15 protein-coding genes are annotated in these 17514 nt (G+C 68.3%); 5 read left to right on the forward strand and 10 right to left on the reverse strand.

Going from position 1 to position 17514, the window contains the following annotated elements; translation table 11 throughout:
* From HRU76_08170 to HRU76_08180, 3 genes are all read right to left on the reverse strand, one after another.
* Entirely contained in the window at positions 1-282 is a 282-nt protein-coding gene (locus tag HRU76_08170) for a (2Fe-2S)-binding protein (GenBank protein ID QOJ17557.1), read from the reverse strand.
* Positions 283-367: 85 nt separating this feature from the next.
* Positions 368-805, reverse strand: a complete 438-nt coding sequence (locus HRU76_08175) for a hypothetical protein (GenBank protein QOJ17558.1) — start codon at positions 803-805, stop codon at positions 368-370.
* 80 nt (positions 806-885) lie between these two features.
* Positions 886-1344 (reverse strand): hypothetical protein, encoded by a 459-nt coding sequence (locus HRU76_08180; protein ID QOJ17559.1) that lies wholly within the window; start codon positions 1342-1344, stop codon positions 886-888.
* 97 nt (positions 1345-1441) lie between these two features.
* Between HRU76_08180 and HRU76_08185 the strand changes: the two genes are divergently transcribed.
* On the forward strand, positions 1442-2098 hold the full coding sequence (locus HRU76_08185) for a tetratricopeptide repeat protein (GenBank protein ID QOJ17560.1): 657 nt from the start codon (positions 1442-1444) through the stop codon (positions 2096-2098).
* Positions 2099-2285: 187 nt separating this feature from the next.
* Positions 2286-3239, forward strand: coding sequence for a metalloregulator ArsR/SmtB family transcription factor (locus tag HRU76_08190; GenBank protein QOJ17561.1), 954 nt, complete (start codon positions 2286-2288; stop codon positions 3237-3239).
* Between the two features lie 11 nt (positions 3240-3250).
* Here HRU76_08190 and HRU76_08195 read toward each other — a convergent pair whose 3' ends face one another.
* A complete protein-coding gene (locus tag HRU76_08195) occupies positions 3251-3826 on the reverse strand; it encodes a hypothetical protein (protein QOJ19141.1) in 576 nt (191 codons plus the stop codon).
* Between the two features lies 1 nt (position 3827).
* On the opposite strand from HRU76_08195, the gene HRU76_08200 reads away from it, so the two are divergent.
* Complete coding sequence (locus HRU76_08200) at positions 3828-5993, forward strand: tetratricopeptide repeat protein (GenBank protein QOJ17562.1); 2166 nt, start codon at positions 3828-3830, stop codon at positions 5991-5993.
* A gap of 45 nt (positions 5994-6038) precedes the next feature.
* Here HRU76_08200 and HRU76_08205 read toward each other — a convergent pair whose 3' ends face one another.
* Positions 6039-7274: a hypothetical protein gene (locus tag HRU76_08205; protein ID QOJ17563.1), complete on the reverse strand. Its 1236-nt coding sequence runs from the start codon at positions 7272-7274 to the stop codon at positions 6039-6041.
* Positions 7275-7609: 335 nt separating this feature from the next.
* On the opposite strand from HRU76_08205, the gene HRU76_08210 reads away from it, so the two are divergent.
* Together HRU76_08210 and HRU76_08215 are read left to right on the forward strand one after the other, a co-directional pair.
* Complete coding sequence (locus tag HRU76_08210) at positions 7610-8722, forward strand: hypothetical protein (GenBank protein QOJ17564.1); 1113 nt, start codon at positions 7610-7612, stop codon at positions 8720-8722.
* A gap of 73 nt (positions 8723-8795) precedes the next feature.
* Positions 8796-9899 (forward strand): hypothetical protein, encoded by a 1104-nt coding sequence (locus tag HRU76_08215; protein ID QOJ17565.1) that lies wholly within the window; start codon positions 8796-8798, stop codon positions 9897-9899.
* A 54-nt stretch (positions 9900-9953) separates the two neighbouring features.
* Here the strand turns inward: HRU76_08215 and HRU76_08220 are convergent, their stop codons facing one another.
* The 5 genes from HRU76_08220 to HRU76_08240 all read right to left on the reverse strand — a co-directional run bounded on the left by HRU76_08220 (position 9954) and on the right by HRU76_08240 (position 17468).
* Positions 9954-10496, reverse strand: a complete 543-nt coding sequence (locus HRU76_08220; protein QOJ17566.1) for a thermonuclease family protein — start codon at positions 10494-10496, stop codon at positions 9954-9956.
* 64 nt (positions 10497-10560) lie between these two features.
* Complete coding sequence (locus tag HRU76_08225; protein ID QOJ17567.1) at positions 10561-10851, reverse strand: PAAR domain-containing protein; 291 nt, start codon at positions 10849-10851, stop codon at positions 10561-10563.
* Between the two features lie 78 nt (positions 10852-10929).
* Complete coding sequence (locus HRU76_08230) at positions 10930-12540, reverse strand: hypothetical protein (protein ID QOJ17568.1); 1611 nt, start codon at positions 12538-12540, stop codon at positions 10930-10932.
* Between the two features lie 137 nt (positions 12541-12677).
* Positions 12678-15065, reverse strand: coding sequence for a hypothetical protein (locus HRU76_08235; GenBank protein ID QOJ17569.1), 2388 nt, complete (start codon positions 15063-15065; stop codon positions 12678-12680).
* Positions 15066-15083: 18 nt separating this feature from the next.
* Positions 15084-17468, reverse strand: a complete 2385-nt coding sequence (locus HRU76_08240) for a hypothetical protein (protein ID QOJ17570.1) — start codon at positions 17466-17468, stop codon at positions 15084-15086.
* Between the last annotated feature and the right edge of the window lie 46 nt (positions 17469-17514).

Genomic DNA, 17514 nt, shown 5'->3' on the forward strand with positions numbered 1-17514 from the left:
CTATTCCCCCTGCTCCGCCGCGTCATCGCGCACGCCCACCTGGTGATACCGCTTGCGCCGTGCGGCGTACTCGGCGGGCGCCACCGGCAGGTGAGGCGTCTGTCCCGCCTGCCACTGGGCGTGGATCTTCCGCAGGAAGGGAACGCACCACTGGCACCCGGTTCCCGCGCCCAGGCAGTCGGCCAGCTGCGAAGCAACCAGCGGCTGCGTCTGGTGCATGTAGTTGGTCAGTTTGCGCAGACTGACGCGGAAGCAGAGACAGACGTGGTCATCCGGGTCCACGCGGGAGTGTACTCCCGCCGCGCCGGTTGCGATAGTTCGCTCTGAGCGAGCCGCGACGATCAGGGAGCGGGGGCTTCAGGGCCGCCTACACCCATACCTGCACGATCAGCTGGTCCTCGCGGATCTTGCCCACGAACGGGCCGATGCACGCGGAGACGAACTTCACCTCGTACTCGGGGTGGCTGTCGAGCCACTCGTTGATCTGTCCATCCATGTAGCTCAGAGCATCCTCGGAGAGCTTGGAGTGGAAGGTGCGCACGTGAATCGCGCCGTGGCCGGTGGCGTTGGGCGTGCGGTCCCATTCCTCGGAGTGGCGTCGGGTGACATTGCCGAAGGCGCGAATCTCCTTCTTCGGGGGCTCAGCGGGAAGCGCGGAAGCGCCCGCGGCGGCCTCGCTCGCGGCGCGTGGCGAGACGGCCTCGGTCGGCTGACTCGTCACCGGCGGCGTCGCGGCGGCGCCGATCGGCTGGCCGAGCGCGGTCTGGGAGTGGCGGATCTTGCTGACGGGCGCGGGGTCGCTCATGACGAGGCCTCCACAATCGAGTCGGGCGGACCGGCCCCGCCGGAAGCAGCGCGGTCCGCTTCATGCTGGATGTGACGCCCTCATTGTGCCCGATGCGGATCGACTTCGCCAGTCAAAACCAGCCGCCAGCGATCCGGTTTCTCCGACAGCGTGAGGCGCGCGGTCAGCGCGTGAGGCGCCACGTCTTCCTCCCGATCGGCCCGCCAGAGCATGCGCGCCAGCAGCGAACCATCGGGCTCGCGCGACCACGTCACCTCGCCATGCGCCAGCCGCGTGACGTACCCGCGACCGCCGGACAGCGGGCCTTCGTAGTCCAGGTAGTGCGGGCGATGCGGGCCGATCCGCTCGATGAGAATCTCACGACCGGCGGGCAGTCGATCAAGGGCGTCCGGGACACGAAAGGCGACAAGCGGCCCCTCGCCATCGGCGTCGGTGGCGATCATCCAGTCCACGTGCCAGTCGCCATCGGGCAGATCGTGCCGCAACTGCACCGCGGACAAGGTCACGCCCAGCACAAAATGATCGACGGGCGGCTCCACGATTGACTGTAGGTTCGGGTCGCCGGGGCGGGACGATGCGGGCGCCGCCCCGTACAATGAGCGATCGGACGCCAGACCTGTTGAACGGAGTCACGCCATGTTCTTCCGCCGAGTTTCGTGCGCGATCTCGCTGTCGCTGGTGATGCTCGCCGGCTGCGCGGTGCGCCCCACCGAGTCGATTCGATCCGATGGCGACTTCGCCTTTTCGCGGCGGGACTACGCCGTCGCCGCGAGCCACTACGAGCAGATCGTCGATCGTCATCCCGGCGACTGGCAGGCCCAGTACCGGCTGGGCATCTGCCTGACCGAGCTGGGGCGTCCGGCGGAAGGACGCCTGGCGCTCGAGCAGGCGCTGAGTCTGCGCCCCGGCGACGAGGACGTGGCCGACGCCCTGGCCGAGGCCATGCACCGGCAGGGCGCGGTGGATGAGCTCTTCGCGTTTCTGCGCGGTCGGGCGGATGTCACACGCACCGCCAAGGCCCATCTCGACCTGGCGCGATACGCCATGGAGCACGACGATCTTGACACCGCCTCGGTGGCCCTGCTCACCGCGATCGAGGTGGATGGCGGACGATCGACCAACCCCTATCTCGCCCGGGCCGAGTGGGCCGAGCGCGTCGGCAACACCAACGAGGCGGTGCGCCGGCTCCGCCAGGCGTACGGCATCAACCCGCACGATCCGCGCGTGCTGGCCGGGCTGCGAACCTACGGCGAGACGCCCGGTCCCACGCTGGCCCTGCCCCCGGGGCGGTGAGTGATCGGCCATCTGGCGCCAGCCGCTCGAACCGCTCCAAGGGCTGGCGTCACCGCTGCGGCGCGAAGGTCAAGGAGAACAGCACCGTATCCCGACGCCGTATGCTGTGTGGTCCCGGGGTGAAGTCTTCCAGGGAGTCCTGGGATCGTTCCTCGGCACTCGCCCGCATTACTCAGCAGGCACCCGCATGCCCGCCCGATCCACGAATGACGCGCCCGAACTGCTGGACTGGCTCGCCCTGCTGGGCGACCTGACGCGGCTTCGCATTCTGCGGCTGCTGGGTGAGGAGGAGCTCGGCGTGGGCGAGTTGGCGCGCGTCGTCCAGGCGCCGCAGTCCAGCGTCAGCCGTCACCTCAAGTCCCTGCTGGAGAGCGGATGGGTCATCAAGCGCTCCGTGGGCACGTCAAGCATGTACCGCTTCGATCTCTCGTTGCTCGATGGCGATGCCCGCGACCTGTGGACCGTGGCGCGAAGGCGGCTGGAGCAGTCACCGGCCTTCGACGGCGATGCGCACCGACTGCGCGAGGTGCTGGCGTCGCGTCACACCGACACCCGCGCCTTCTTCGGACGCATCGGAGGCGAGTGGGATCACCTGCGATCCGAACTCTTCGGCGATCGCTTCACCGCCGAGGCCCTGCTGGCGTTCATCAACCCGGACTGGGTGGTCGCCGACATCGGTTGCGGCACCGGAAACGCCGCCGAACACCTGGCGCCCCTGGTGAAGCGGGTGATCGCCATCGACCGCGAACCGGCGATGCTGGAGGCGGCTCGCAGGCGGCTTGCGGGGTGCGGGAACGTGGACTTCCGCTCCGGAGATCTGTCGCGACTGCCGCTGAAGGATCAGGAGATCGACGCGGCGCTGGTCTTTCTCGTCATGCATCACGTGTCCGACCCCGCCGCCGCGGTGCGCGAAATCGCCCGGTCCCTCAGGCCGGGCGGGATGGTCATGATCGTGGACATGCTGGCGCATCACCACGAGGCGTATCGACACACCATGGGGCATATCCATCTCGGGTTCACCGAGAAGGACGTGCGCGCGTGGGCCCGCGCCGCCGGGCTGCACCTGGTGCGCTACCGGCCCCTGCGACCCGACACCGAGCGCCGCGGACCGGGGCTGTTCGTCGCCACGCTGAAGAGGTGACTCGCCTTCCGTCAGCCGGACGCCGCCGCAGAATCGTCGTCCAGGATGAGCGGCGGGCGATTGGCCTTGCGCCGGATCCAGTCGACGGCGCGGCGCACCGACGGGCGCGAGACGATGGCTCGCTCCAGAGCGAACTTGCCGGGAAAGTTCAGCAGCGACAGACCCAGCAGCATGGTGATCAGCCCCTGGCCCGGCAGCACCAGCATGGCGAGACCCGCCGCCAGCAGCACCACGCCCAGCAGGTTCTTGAGCACGAGCAGCACCATACGGATGACGGGGTGGCTCTTCCGCAGGGCCGATCGAGGCCGATGCGCCGCGAAGTAGTCCGCCGGCAGCCGGGCCAGCAGCCACGGAACGAGGATGAGCGTGCCCAGGAATGTGACCGCGGAGAGGGCGCCGAGCCACCAGAACAGGTGCGGATTGTCAAGAAGTCGGTCCAGCACGGGTTTCCCGTTATCATTCGCTCCCTTGAGCCGATCCGACACATCGTTGGGAACTTCCGGCGCCGCTTCCGAACCCGCGGCGGCCCCGGGGTCAGTCCGCCTGCCGGCATGGTGGACATGGGCGGCGGCGGGGCTGCTGACCATTGTGACGTTCATCGCCTACAGCCCCACGCTGCAGGCCGAGTTTATCTGGGATGACAACGACTACGTCTGGCGCAACCCCGCGCTCAAGAGCACGCAGGGGCTGGACGGTCTGCGCGCCATCTGGACCCCCCGGCTGACGCCCCAGTACTACCCCATGGTCTTCACCTCGTTCTGGATCGAGGAGCAACTCTACCCCGACGACCCCGAGGCGCGGGGCGGGAAGGCGGTGATCGGCTATCACCTCGTCAACCTGCTGCTGCACGTCGCCAGCGCGCTGCTGCTGGCGGTCACGCTGCGGCGCGTCGGCCTGAGCGCGGGCGTCGCCTGGGCGGCGTCGTTCCTCTTCGCGCTGCACCCGGTCCACGTGGAGACGGTGGCGTGGGTAACGGAGCGGAAGAACGTGCTCTCGATGTTCTTCTTCCTGCTGGCGGCGCTGGCGTATCTGCGGTTTGATCGGGAGCGGGAGGGGGCGAGGAGCCGTCAGCCGTCAGCCATCAGCGATCCGCGGAAGGCGCATACGCCGTGGTCGTGGTATGGCCTGGCCCTGCTGCTGTTCGTGGCCGCGCTGCTGAGCAAGAGCGTGACGGCCTCGCTGCCGGTGGTGCTGGGAATCGCGCTGTGGTGGCGTGGCGAGCGCTTGGCGCTGCGCCGTCTGGCGCCGCTGCTGCCCATGCTGGCGCTCGGCGCCGCGGCGGGGCTGCACACGGGATACCTGGAGCGCGTCCACGTCGGCGCCATCGGCGCGGACTGGGACTTCACGCTCCTCGACCGCGTGGTGATCGCCTCACGCGCGGTCCTGTTCTATCCGTGGAAGATTCTCTGGCCTCATCCGCTGCTCTTCGTGTATCCACGCTGGGTGATCGACTCGAGCTCGATCATGTCGTACTGGGCGGTCGGCGCGGGGGTCGTGCTGCTGGCGGTGCTGCTGCTCATCTGGCGGCGCGGCGGCCTGCGAGGCCCGCTGGCGGCGGCGGCCACGTATGGCGTCATGATCTTCCCCGCGCTGGGGTTCGCCAACATCTTCCCCATGCGGTTCTCCTTCGTGGCCGACCACTTTCAGTATCACGCCAGCATCGGCACGCTGGTGCTGGCGGCCGGCTCCTTCGCGTGGCTGGTGCGGAACGCGCGGCTGCGGCTGGCCGCGCTGACGCTGGCGTCGCTGATCTGCGCGGCGCTGACGTATCGCCAGGCGACGATCTACCACAACGAGGAGACGCTCTACACCCACACCATCGAGCGCAACCCCGCCGCGTGGATGGCGCAGACCAACCTGGCCAGCTGGTACCTGGGCCAGGCGGAGAAGCACCGTGTGCGGCAGGATGCGTCGGGCGTCGAGGACGCCGCCAGGAAGGCCGAGCGCCACGCCCGCGCCGCGCTGGAAGCCCGGCCCGGGCACGACGTGGCGTGCTCCAACCTCGCCGAAGCGCTGCGCATGCAGGGGCGGTACGACGAGGCGATGACGTGGCTCGACCGGGCGATCGAGTCGGCCAGCGCGGAACTGGCCGATCAGCAGCGCCGCGGCAATGAACTGAAGGTCCGTCTCGCCAGGTCCGATGTGGCCGAGTACAACGCGCTGCGCGGCCGCCTGTTTGAACTCATGCGTGAGCCGGAGCGGGCCATCGAGGCGTACGAACGGGCGATCGAAGTCGAGGATCTGCTGCTCGTACATGAGGCGCTCTCGCGCCTGTACGCCGCGGCGGGGCGGCTGGACCGTGCCGCGCCGCATTACGAGGCGATTCTGCGCAGGCACCCCAACGACATGCCGTCGCTGCTGGCGCTGGGCGAGCACCATCGTCAGGCGGGACGGTATCGCCAGGCGCGCGACCTGCTCGCCAAGGCGCTCGACGCGGCCCGCAGCCAGGACGAGGAGATGCAGGCGGCGTGGCGTCTGGGATGGCTCTGCGCCACGGCGCGGGACGACGCGGCGCGCGACGGTCGCTACGCCCTGCTCGTCGGCGAGATGATGGTGCGAATGACGGGCGGCTCCAGTCCGCACGCCTTCGACCTCTTCGCCGCGGCGCTGGCGGAAACGGGGCGTTTCGAGGAGGCCATTCACGCCGCCGAGCAGGCCCGCATCATCGCCCAGGCGCACAACCTGACCGACCTGCTGGCGGCCATTGAGGCCCGCCTGGAAGAGTACCGCGCGGGGCGGCCCCACCGGGAGTGAGATGGGTTGGGCAGACGAGCACAGGCGGGACGCCTGCGCCGCTGCTCATGCCTCCGGCGGCACGAAGGCCATCGTCACCTGGGAGCCGTAGATGGGGTACTCGATGCGGCTTCGGTAGCCGCGGAACGAGTCGGGCGACCAGCCCAGCCGGGTGAACACTTCGCCCAGCAGATCGGCGTAGTTCGAGATCTCAGGCGCGGGCCAGCGCGACGAGCCGCGCCCCAGCAGCTGGATCGACTCGCCCATATCCAGCCGGTCGATGTCGCGTCCGCGGTCGTTGACGTTGGCGACGCCTTCAAACGCCGTGTCGTAAAGGATCAGTTCCGGCTCGGCGCCGGGGTACACGTCGTCATGCACGAACACGTCGTACTGGAGACGGCGCGAGGGCGTGGAGACCTCGGAGAAAAAATACGCGCGGCGTCCGGAGCCCGCGGGCACCGCGCGGGGAATCTCCGCGCGGTTGCTTTCCGCCAGAACAAAGTCCACCGCGGACCGAGGCCCGAAGGCGTCGCCCGCCAGTGTGTAGTGAACCACGTCGCCGGACTCCATCACGTCAAAGGCCGGCAGCGGACGGGAGCAGAACCGGTCCAGCAGCAGCCCGGACAGATCCGCCACCGGATGGTCCTCGAGCGTGCGCGGATGGCGCGGACCATCGGGCGAGGCGATGCGGCGCGTGGCCAGCTTCACCGAGGCGCCCGGGCGAAGCCGGTGCAACCCCAGCAGCCCGAAGACCCAGATCACGTCCAGGCGAGCCGGGTTGTCGTGCGACGGCGCGACGATGACCGCCGACAGGTTCGTCTGAGCCATCACCCCCTTGATCTGGCTCATCGCCTTGAAGGCGGCCTGCTTGCGTCGGACCTCGAACTCCGCCCGGGCGCTGGGCAGCCAGGCGGCGATGATGGTGTCAAGTCCGCTGCGGTCGCCCGCTTCGGAGCGGATCAACTGCTCGAAGCGGCGCACGGCCCGCTCGGCCCGATCGACCAGCTCCATCGGCACCCGCTGGCCCGACGCCCCCCGAAGGACGCGGCGCAGCGGGTCCGGTCCGGGCATCAGGTGAGCCACCGCCATGGGGTTGCGGCTGCGGGCGGCCTTGAGAATGCGGCTGGAGAGCACCTTGTCGATGTCCAGACGACGAGCCAGCTCAACCGTGCCATGTGGTCCCCCCGGAACCGCGGCGATAACCGCAGCGAAGGCCTGCCCCAGCTCCTCGCCGACACGCTCCACGCGCTCTTCAAGGGTGGCCTGACTGGTTTCGGTCGTGATGATGGGCGGTGGGGACATGATGTGAGCGGGTTGTGGATTCTTTGTGCAGATTCAGGTGCGTGTTGTGCGGACGCCTGTGAATGAGTCATTCGATCACCCCACTGTATGCGATGGAGGGGTGGTCTGCAAGGGTTCCGGGTATTTTCTTGGAAGTTTCAGGGAAACATTTGACGACCGTTCCCGAACAGGTATGATGCCACGTCGGAGGTGGGTTGCCGCGGGAACGCCTGCGCCCCTGATGCCCCTCCGACCACGATCCTCCACCGACAGAACTCGCCTCATCGGCGCTGACTTCACGAACTCGGCTGACGCCCGGCGACGCCCGCCGCTCACGAACGACAGGAGAACCCCGAATGACCCGTGTCCGCACTTTCGTCGCTCCCCTTGCCGTCGTGTCCCTGGCCATGGCGCCGGCAGCCGCCGCCTGCGCCGACACCTTCACGGAAACATTCACCAACGGCATCAACACCGCAGGGTGGTCGTACGGGGGCAACGAACGCATCGAGGCCGCCGGCGGCAATCCCGGGGCCTATCTGCACACGTCGGAGCTGGACACGTTCGCGCCGCAGTTGTGGACCGAGCCGGGGCGTCCGTCCAACTTCACGGGTGACTACCGCGCCCGCCAAGTCACGTCGATCGGCATCGACCTCAAGACCTTTCACGTGGACTTCTCCGCCGAGGATCGCCCGCTCACGCTGATTCTCGTGCATGACAACAACACGCCGGTGGACTTTGATGACGACTACGGCTTCTACTTCATGGGGCCGAACATTCCGCTGGTGGGCGAGGGTTGGCTGAGCTACGAGTTTGAGATTCCCAGCCAGGCCGCGCAGCCGCCGCAGGGCTGGCGTCCGATCGAGCTGGGCTTCAAGTCGCCTGAGCCGGACTGGAACGCGCTCATCAAGAACGTCCGCCGGGTGCAGTTCTTCTACGGCGACCCGGAGATGTTCTTCATCTTCCAGATGTGGGAGGTCGGGGCCGACAACATCAGCATCACCAGCGTGCCGCAGAGCGACGCCACGCTCACTGGCCTGAATGTGCTGCGGGGCACGCTGATGTCGGGCGGCCTGCCGGAACTGGCCGAATCGGACAACCAGTCTCTGCGCGTGAAGTCCGGCTTCGGCAGCACGTTCACCGAATTGCACAGCATGGTGACCGACGTCACCGCCAACACCACGGTGTCATCGCCCACGACCCTCGGACTGACCATCGAGGCCCGCGTCAGCCACACGTCCGGCATCGGGCGTCTGCGCCTGCTGAACCACAACACCACGCAGTATGACCAGGTGGGCCAGTTCGCGCTCAGCGGCATCGACACCACGCACGCCTTCAGCGGGATCGCGGCGGCCAACTACGTGTCCGGCGGCGGCGACATCACCGTGCAGGTGCGCACCACAGTGGTGGTGCCGATCTTCGCCTTCACTTACGACACCTTCATCGATCACCTGCGCATCACGGTGAACTGACGCCACGCGGCGCCTCTGGTGACCGCCTGTTCTCTCCGCCCGTGTGCCGCGCCACTCTCTCCAGGGATCATCCATGAACCGCGTTCAACGTGCCATTCTGTACAGCGCCGCGCCCTTGGCGTTCGCGTGTTCCGCGCTCGCCGCCGACACCTACACCGAAACCTTCGCCGGCGGGGTCAACGCGGGCGGGTGGACCTACTGGTCGCCCAACGAGACCATTGAGACCGCCGGGGGCAACCCGGACAACTATCTGCACGCCTGGGAGCTGGACACGTTCGCGCCGCAGCTGTCCACCGAGCCGGGACGCGCCTCGGCCTTCACCGGCGACTACCGGGCGCGGCAGGTCGCCCGCATCGGCATCGACCTCAAGACCTTCCACGTGGACTTCTCGGCGGGCGGGCGTCCCCTGACGCTCATGCTCATCCATGACAACAACACGCCCGCCGACCTGAGCGACGACGTGGCGGCCTACTACCGCGGCCCGAACATTCCGCTGGTGGGCGAGGGCTGGAAGCGCTACGACTTCGAGGTGCCCAGTCACGCCGCCACGCTGCCAGCCGGGTGGCGCACCATCCAGCTCGGCGAGAACTCGCCCGCGCCCGACTGGAGCACGATCATCACCGGCGTGCGCCGCGTGCAGTTTTTCTACGGCGATCCGGAGATGTTCTTCATCTTCCAGATGTGGGACATCGGAGCGGACAACATCAGCATCATCGAGGATCCACTCACCCCCGCCGCGCTGCGGAACATCAAGGTGCAGCGCGGCACGCGCCTTTCGGGCACGCTGGCGTCGATCCTCTACAACGACCCGTACTACTACAAGGTCACGTCCCAGCCGGGCGACGTGTACCACGTGGCGGAGACCACGGTGCGGGCGGTGAGCGACGCGCTCAACCCCGCGAACCTGATCATCCGTACCGAGACCCGCGCCACCGAGTCCGTCGTGCAGACGCGCATCGCCCTGCGCAACTTCACCACCGGGCGCTGGGACACGGTGGACACCTTCTGGCAGCCAACCATCGACGCGGTGCGCGTGATTGACTCGATCGCCAACCCGCAGGACTACGTGCGGCAGTCCGACGGCCTGATTCGCGTGCGAATCCAGATGATCCGGGCGCTGCAGCGCGGCCCGTTCCAGCAGTGGATCGACCAGGTGAAGGTGTCGGTGGGGGAGTGATCGGGCTTCCGAGCAGCGCGGCGCTGATGCGATCCGTCGGCGCGGCTGAGTCGATTATCGCGCCGGCGCGCTCCACACGCCGATCTTCGCGCGGCGGGCGATCAACTCGGCCTGCTCGTACTGGCGCAGTCGCGCGTGGGGCCAGCGGTCCTCCGCCCTGGCCAGCCCCGCGGCGAGCAGTTCACGGTTGAGCAGTGCGCCGTCGGGCAGCTCCACGTGGGCGAGCAGTCTGTCGTAGGGGTCGCGCGGCCTCGCCGGGTCGATGAGCAGCGTGACGTACGCCCCTTCGACGAGTCGGCGCGAGAACGCCGTGGCCTCGGCGGCCCACGGCTCGGGCAGGCCGGCCCCGGCGTTCATCTCCGGGCAATCGACGCCGATCAGCCGCACCCGCGTGCGCGGGCGGCTGGTGCGACGATCCGGCAGATCGACTTCCAGCGTGTCGCCGTCGATGACGCGCGTGACGCGGGCCGATCGCCCCTCGTATCGAGCCGGATCGTCCTGCGCCGGCGCCAGCAGATGCCCCCGCTGGTCGAGCAGAACCAGCAGCGCGATCACCAGGATCAGGGCGGGGACAAGGCCGCGCCGTCGAAACGACAATCGTCGCGGTTGTCGAGAAGGTCGGCGTCCGCGCCGGCGGGTCATTGGAGCGCCGATCATCCGCTTACCCGATCATCACCGTCGGGCATCCGGGAGGTGAGATCACGCCCCCGTGCGCCGTGCTGTCACCCACGCGGGCGGCGGGCATGTTGCCGATCATCACCGTGGCGGAGCCGGCGGCGATGCTGTCGGGCGGCCCGGTGCAGGTCGCCATGTCGCCGGCGCGGGCGGCGGGCATGTAGCCGATCATCACCGTCGCGCAGCCGGGCGGATTGATCGGTCCGCCCACGTGCGGCTTGGGGCCGTCGGACACCGGACAGGCGTGCATGTCACCAACTCGTGCGGCAGGGGGCATGGCCTTCTCTCCTGCGAGGGGCAAGCGACAAACGAGAACTGAGAACCGACAACCCCTGGCTGACCTTTCCGTGCTGCTTCAATGCTGATGCGCGTGTGCGTGCTCCGCCGGGTCGCGCTCGCCCGCCGGCGACAGAAGACGGTAGGCGATGCGGCCGTCCTTGGGTTTGAGGAAGCGGACGTACACGAACGGCAGCACGCCTTCCGGGCCGGAGGCCATCAGCAGGGGCTGCTGCGCCGGCGTGATTGATTCTCCAGCGACCTCCGCCAGCGGCGTTACGTCGCGCGTGGCGGAGGAGCCCACGTGATACGTGTTGGCGGCGTCAAGCAGCAGCAGCGTCACCTGTCGATCATTGTCCAGCACGCTCTGGACCACGCGCGGCCCGTTGAGCTTGGACACATCCAGCAGGGCCTCGGCTCGCGAGCGGTTGTCGGTCACGTTCACGCGGGTGCAGGAGAGGACGCCCTCGCGCCGTCCGATGACCCAGAGCATCTCCTTGGGAGGCGGCGGCTCGACGGGGCGCTCCTCCGGCGGCGGTGCGTTGTGCTCGAAGGCCGGCTGCTCCTTCATCGCGGCGTCCACGTCGAGGTAGCCGTGCAGCCAGGCGACCGGCTCCTTCGAGGCGAAGGCGGTTCGAACGACGGGCGGAGCGTTCACGTCGTCCAGGAAGAACATGGTCGCGGTGACTTCACGCCCGCCCGCGGCGCAGGCGAAGAGCCGCAGCGTCTCGGTCATCTCCCAGCACAGCGAGTACGAGCCCACCGGTCCGGCCCGCCCGAAGTCGAACGACTGAGAGGCGACGGAGCCGTCCGACCGGATCTGCGCCAGCATCGCCTGGCGACCGCCGGGATCGCAGGAGACGAGCATCACCGATCCGTCGGGCATGCTTCGGGGTGATCGCAGGATCGGTCCCGGCAGCCGAAGCGTGGGCGTGAGCACGCGGGGAGGCGGAGGGGGAGATTTGTCCGTCAGGTCGAGAGCCGCCACGCGCGGCTTGCCGCCTTCCACCCACAGCAGGTGCCCGAAGTTCTGGAACGTGCTGGCCACGGTGGCGGGCGCCAGGTCATCCACGGTCGAGGCCGGACCGATCCGCCAGCAGCGCCTCGGGTTGCGGGGCAGCGCGCCGCTTTGCACCTGGTGGAAGACGAGCAGTTGACCGCCTTCCTGGTGCGTCCACGCCGCCATCGCCGGCACGTCGTAGGCGTCATGGGCGGGTACGGCCGAGGCGTGCGCCACGGGGCTGGCGGGCTTGACCGCCAGCATGGCGGGCTCGGAGACGATCATCTCGTCGATGCCGCGGTGCTGCGCGGTGACCTTGTATCGTCCGGGCTTGAGCTCCCCGAGCCATTCCAGCACGTCACCGGCCTTGGCCAGCGTGGCGCCGGGAGCCAGGGTCTCCGTCGGTGCGGCGTGCGGGCCGTGTTCATGGCGACCATCGCGCTCCAGCGAGGACATCTCGGTGCCGACGATCGCGTCAGGCGAAAAGGGGTCGGGCAGGTCGGGGTTGACGGGCCTCGCGCCCTCCGGCTCGGCGACGAGAAACAGCGCCTCGGCGTGACGGTCGAAGGAGGGAAACTCCTCGATCACCGTCTTGCCGCGATTCTGCAGCGTGACGCGGAAGGGCACCGATTCGCCCCGGATGCACTCCGCCTTGCCGAGGGTCAGGTTGATGGTGATCACGTCGGACATGGTGGGCTTCCTGGAGTCAGGTGGACGGTGGGCGGCAGGTCTTCGCCGTCAGGCGTCGGGCGCGGGCATCGAGGTGTCGGATCATCGGAGCACTTCCAGCTTCTGTCTTCAGTTCTCCATCCGGAATCCGCCGGGCGTCACGGGTCGACCTGGATGCGAATGGACGCGGTGGGATCGAGACCGTTGCGGAACGTGAGCGTGACGAGTCCTCGCGCCGTTGCCGTGACGCGCACGCGCAGCAGCGGTGTGCCGCTGCCCCGGAAGGCAAGATCCACCCTGGCGTTGGGGGTGGACGGGTCCGCCGTGCGCGTGAACTGCGAGGCGATGGTGGTGCCGCCCAGCAGGATGATGTTGGGTCGGCAGCGCAACGGAGTGCCGCCGAGGCGGGAGATGGACTGCTCGGCGCCCAGCACCAGCAGTTCGGCGCTGCGCTGGGCGGCGTTGCCAAGCCGCAGCGTGATGGTGGCGCCGGCGGCCTGCTCCGCCAGGGCCAGCGCCGCGCCGGTGCCGGTGTGGAGAACGAACGACGCCGGCCCGTACGTTCGCTGGATCTCATTGCGGTAGTTGGCCGCCTTCTGAATCTCCACGCGGTCGTAGAATCGCATGGACAGCGCGCACAGCCCGCAGGGGCCGGCCATGGTGCTGTCGTTGTTGGTCATGCTCGTCGCCGAGTACGACATGATGCACTCGAAGGCGTCGCGCCCGTCGTGGTCGATGGGGAAGACGTTGCCGTTGTTGGGGTGCGACACCTGCAGCACGTAGGCGTTGCCGCCCGCGTCGGTGAAGTTGACCGCCCGCGTGGCGGTGTGGGAGTGGCGCAGCGACTTGACGTGCCCGAACTCGTGGGCCGCGGTGAAGGTGACGTCCTCGATGTCCAGCGCGTCGGTGGGCTGGAACTGGCGCTTGGCCATCCAGAAGATTCGGTCGCCGACGTAGGCGCCCAGGAACGACCTTGCGTCGCGGCAGAGGAACATGTACAGCCCGTTGCCGTCGGACTGCTGGTCGCGGGCGGCGCCGGCCGAGGGATCGGGCAGGGTGCCGCCGCCCGGCGCGGGGGTCTGCGAGCACGCCAGACGGATGGCGGCGCGGGCGAACCGCTCCACGCGCGAGTCGGGAATGTCCAGCCCGAAGTTCTCGTGGAACAGCGTGCGGTCGAAGACCGACTGCTCGTAGCGAATGGCCTGGTTGACGCCCGGGGCGCCGTTGAAGACCGAGTTGCGCGTGATGTCGCGCCACTGGTCGCGCGTGAGCGAGTAGAACGTCGCCGGCTCCACCACCTCGATGAACATGCGGCGGTAGCTCTCCGTCACCTGCGACCACGTCAGGTCGTTGCGCGTCAGGCCGTTGCACAGCACGCACAGGCGGAACTCGATCTTCTTCCAGATGGTGAACTTGCCGGTCACGTAGGCGCGCGGCTTGGGGATGACGCGCGACCGATCGTCCTTGAAGATGACGTTGGCGCCGTTCTCCCGCGTGTCGCGGATGTCCTGGTCGCCGTTGAGCAGCGTGAGCAGGAAGCGGTAGTTGTCGCCCGCCACGGGAAAGGGCATGAAGGCGAAGTCGGCGACGCCCACCTTTACGTCCGTGGTGCCCACGCGCTCGTCCACCTCGGTCAGGTCGAACCTCACCTTGACGGTCTGGTGTTCGGTGGGGTTCGTGAGTTCGTCGAACTGCACGCGGTCGGCGGGGATCGGCGTGTCGCTTCGATCAACCACCGGCTCGTTCTTGTAGGGCATGACCCGGATGACGTCCGACGCCTTGAAGCCGGGCGAGTCGCCAGGATGCGTCCGGGCGCCCTTGAAGGCGGTGGGCGCGTTGTCGTCGCCGGTGGTGACGCTGCCGGTGTTGCGGTTGTACTTGGTGAAGAAGTCGTTGAGGAACCGCCGCCGGGCGCCGTCGTTCTGCGTGAGCTCCTCGGGCGGATCCTTGATCTCCAGCACCGGCTTGATGGGTTGATCGATGTTGACCTGGCGATCGCCGATGTACTTGCGCACGATGATGCGGAAGGGCACGGCGGGCCAGATGTCGGGCATCCACCCGCGGGCGCGGTAGTAGGCCACGTTGGATGTGTTGTCGCCCCCCGGCGAGCCGAGCAGGTTGAGATTTTCCGCCGTGCGCGTGGCGTGATTGTCGAGGATGGTGATGCGATGCAGCGTGTCGAAGATGGGCCGCGCGTTGGTGCCGCCCTGGGAGACGGGCGTGGCGGCCTTGACCGTGTCCTGGTGCGTTTCATCGGGGGCGACGACGTTGAGGATGCGCGCCAGCTGTCCCATGGGCGAGGGCTGCCCGCTCCACGGATCGATCAGGTCGCCGCTCACCTCGTAGCGGCATCGGTAGGGGGGCGGGCGATCGACCGCGCCCCCGCCCCCGGCCGCGGCGCGGGCAATGCGGTCGTGCCCCAGGTAGATCAGCGTGAGCCGATAGCTGACCGGCTGAAGCCGCACCACCGTGGTGGCGGCGCTGGGGCCAGTCTGCTTGGCGGTTCCGCCCGATCCGCCTCCGGATGTTCCACTTCCGTTTGACATGCTGGGTGCCCTTGGATGCTACGGCGGTTCCACTCGAACGATGACCTGGCAGGTGGGATCGCGCCCCGACCGGAACGTCAGCCGGACGTCGCCCTCGCGCTCACCCGTGACGCGGATGCGCACGAGCGGCGTGTTGGCGCCGCGGAAGGCCAGCGACACCCGCGCGTTGGCGGTGATCGGCGCGTTGGCGAACTGCGTGCTGAGCGGCGACTCGAAGAGATTGATGAGATTGCCGTGGTAATTGCGCGCCGGGGGGGTCACCTGCGGAATCGACCGGGCCGGCCCCAGCACGATCAGATCGATCGAGCGGCCTCGCTTCACCGTCACCGTGCCTCCGTCGGCGATGGCCGTCACGGTTCGCGTCGTAGAGGCGGGGTTGCCCCCGGCGGCGGGCGTGGTGACCTCGACGTACTGGTGAAACAGCGCAGGCCCGTGTCGCGCGTTGAGATGGTTGCCGTAGTTGGCGGCGCTCTGCACCTGCACGCGGTCGAAGTGCCGAAGCCACAGGGCGCACAGGGCGCAGGGCGACTTGATGGTGCCATCGGCGTTGTCCAGCGTGAAGCCGGCGTAGGCCATCAGGCAGTCGAAGGCGTCCACGCCGTCGTGATCGCGCTGGAAGTGGTTCTTGTCGTCCGAGGTGGAGTTGGGCTGGGAGATCGAGATCACGCCCAGCGCCACGCCCCCCGCGTCGTTGAAGTTGATGTTGTGGCGGAAGTCGGTGTGCGAGTGGCGCAGCAGCCGCGCGTGTCCGAACTCGTGCGCGAAGGTGTTGGTGCCGTCGATTCGCTGCGCGGCGGGAGTCAGGGTCGGGTTCGCCACGTCGCCCCAGAACATGCGGTCGCCCAGGTAGCTGCCCGCGGTGTTGGGCGAGCGCACGTTCTTGCACAGGAAGACGTAGAACCCGTTGCCGTCGCGCTGGTCGGCCCGCGGTTTGCCGGTGTGCGGATCGGGCAGGCCTGTCTGGCCGCACGCCAGCGCGATGGCCCGCTGGGCGAATCGCTCGGTGCGCGAGGTGGGTTGCGAGGCGCCGTAGGCCACGGGGTAGAGCGAGGCGTCGTACACCGCCTGCGCGAAGTTGGCCGCGTTGTTGTTGTGCGCGCTGCCCGGAAAGGTCTGCTTGATCATCGTCTCCCAGCGGGCGCGGTCGATGTCGAACGTGCGCAGCGGCCCGCGCACGTCAAGGAAGCACTTGCGGAAGGCGGCCTTGGTGTACTCCCAGTCCAGGTCGGCCTCGCGCACGCCGTTGCACGTGACCAGCAGCTGAATGTCGGCCCGCTTCCAGATGACGAAGCGACCCGACATGTACGAGCACGGGGTGGGAATCGGCCGCGACTGGTTGTCGGCGAAGCGGACGGCGGCGCCGTTCTCCTGCGTATCGCGGATGTCCTGGTTTCCGTCCACCAGCGAGATCAGGAACCGGTAGTTGTCGCCCGCGGACGGGTAGGGGAGAAAGGCGAAATCAGCGATTCCCACGTCGATGCCCCCGCCGCCTTCCGCTCCACCCGCGGGCTGCGGCTCGCTGACGGTCTGCAGGTCGAGCAGCACCTTCTTGGTCTCATGCACGGCGGCGTCGGTCAACTGGTTGAACTGGACCAGATCCGGACCAGGAGCGGGGTTCATCGTGTCCACCACCGGCTGGTTGCGATAGGGCATGACGCGGATGACGTCCGCGGCGCGAACCCCCTGCGTGCCGGGGTGCTCGCGTAATCCGCTGAACGGCCTGGGGCAGTTGTCATCGCCCTGGGTGTTGCTGCCGGTGTTCTGGTTGTAGGTGCGGAAGAACTCCTGCATGAAAGCCCGGCGTCGTCCGTCGGTGACGTCGAACTCCTCCGCCGTGTCCTTCAGTTCGACGACTGCCTTCAGCGGACGATCGAAGGGCACCTGTTGGTCGCCGATGAACTTGCGCACGACGATGCGAAAGGGCACGGCGGGCCAGATGTCGGGAATCCACCCGCGGCGACGGTAGTAATCGGGAATGGACTTGTTGTCGGCGGTGCGCCAGAACATGTCCAGGTCCGCCTCGCGCCCGCCGTGGTTGTCGAGGATGACGACGCGGTACTCCCAGTCGATGAATGGCCTGGCGTTGGTTCCACCGCGCGAGAATGGGGTCGCCGCGGCCCGCGTCGGGTCGTTGGAGCCGTCGGTCACGAGATTCATCACCCGCGCGCAGGGGGTGAGCGAGGCGCGGTCGCCTTCGAGCGTGAGCAGGTCGTTGGTGACGTCGTAGCGGCACCTGTAGGGCGGCGGACGAGTCACGACGGGAAGGGAGTTTCCCGGCGCGTCGCGCCGGATGCGATTGTTGCCCAGGTAGATGAACGTCAGCCGGTAGGTGACGGGCTGCAGTCGCACCACGGTGGTGGCGGTCGATGGACCTGGCTGCTTCGTCGTTCCCTGGCCGGACACTCGTCTCCCCTCGCGTGGTGTGGGCGTCGATGTGGGTTTCCTGGTG

This window comes from Phycisphaeraceae bacterium (assembly GCA_015709595.1).
Taxonomy (GTDB): domain Bacteria; phylum Planctomycetota; class Phycisphaerae; order Phycisphaerales; family SM1A02; genus CAADGA01.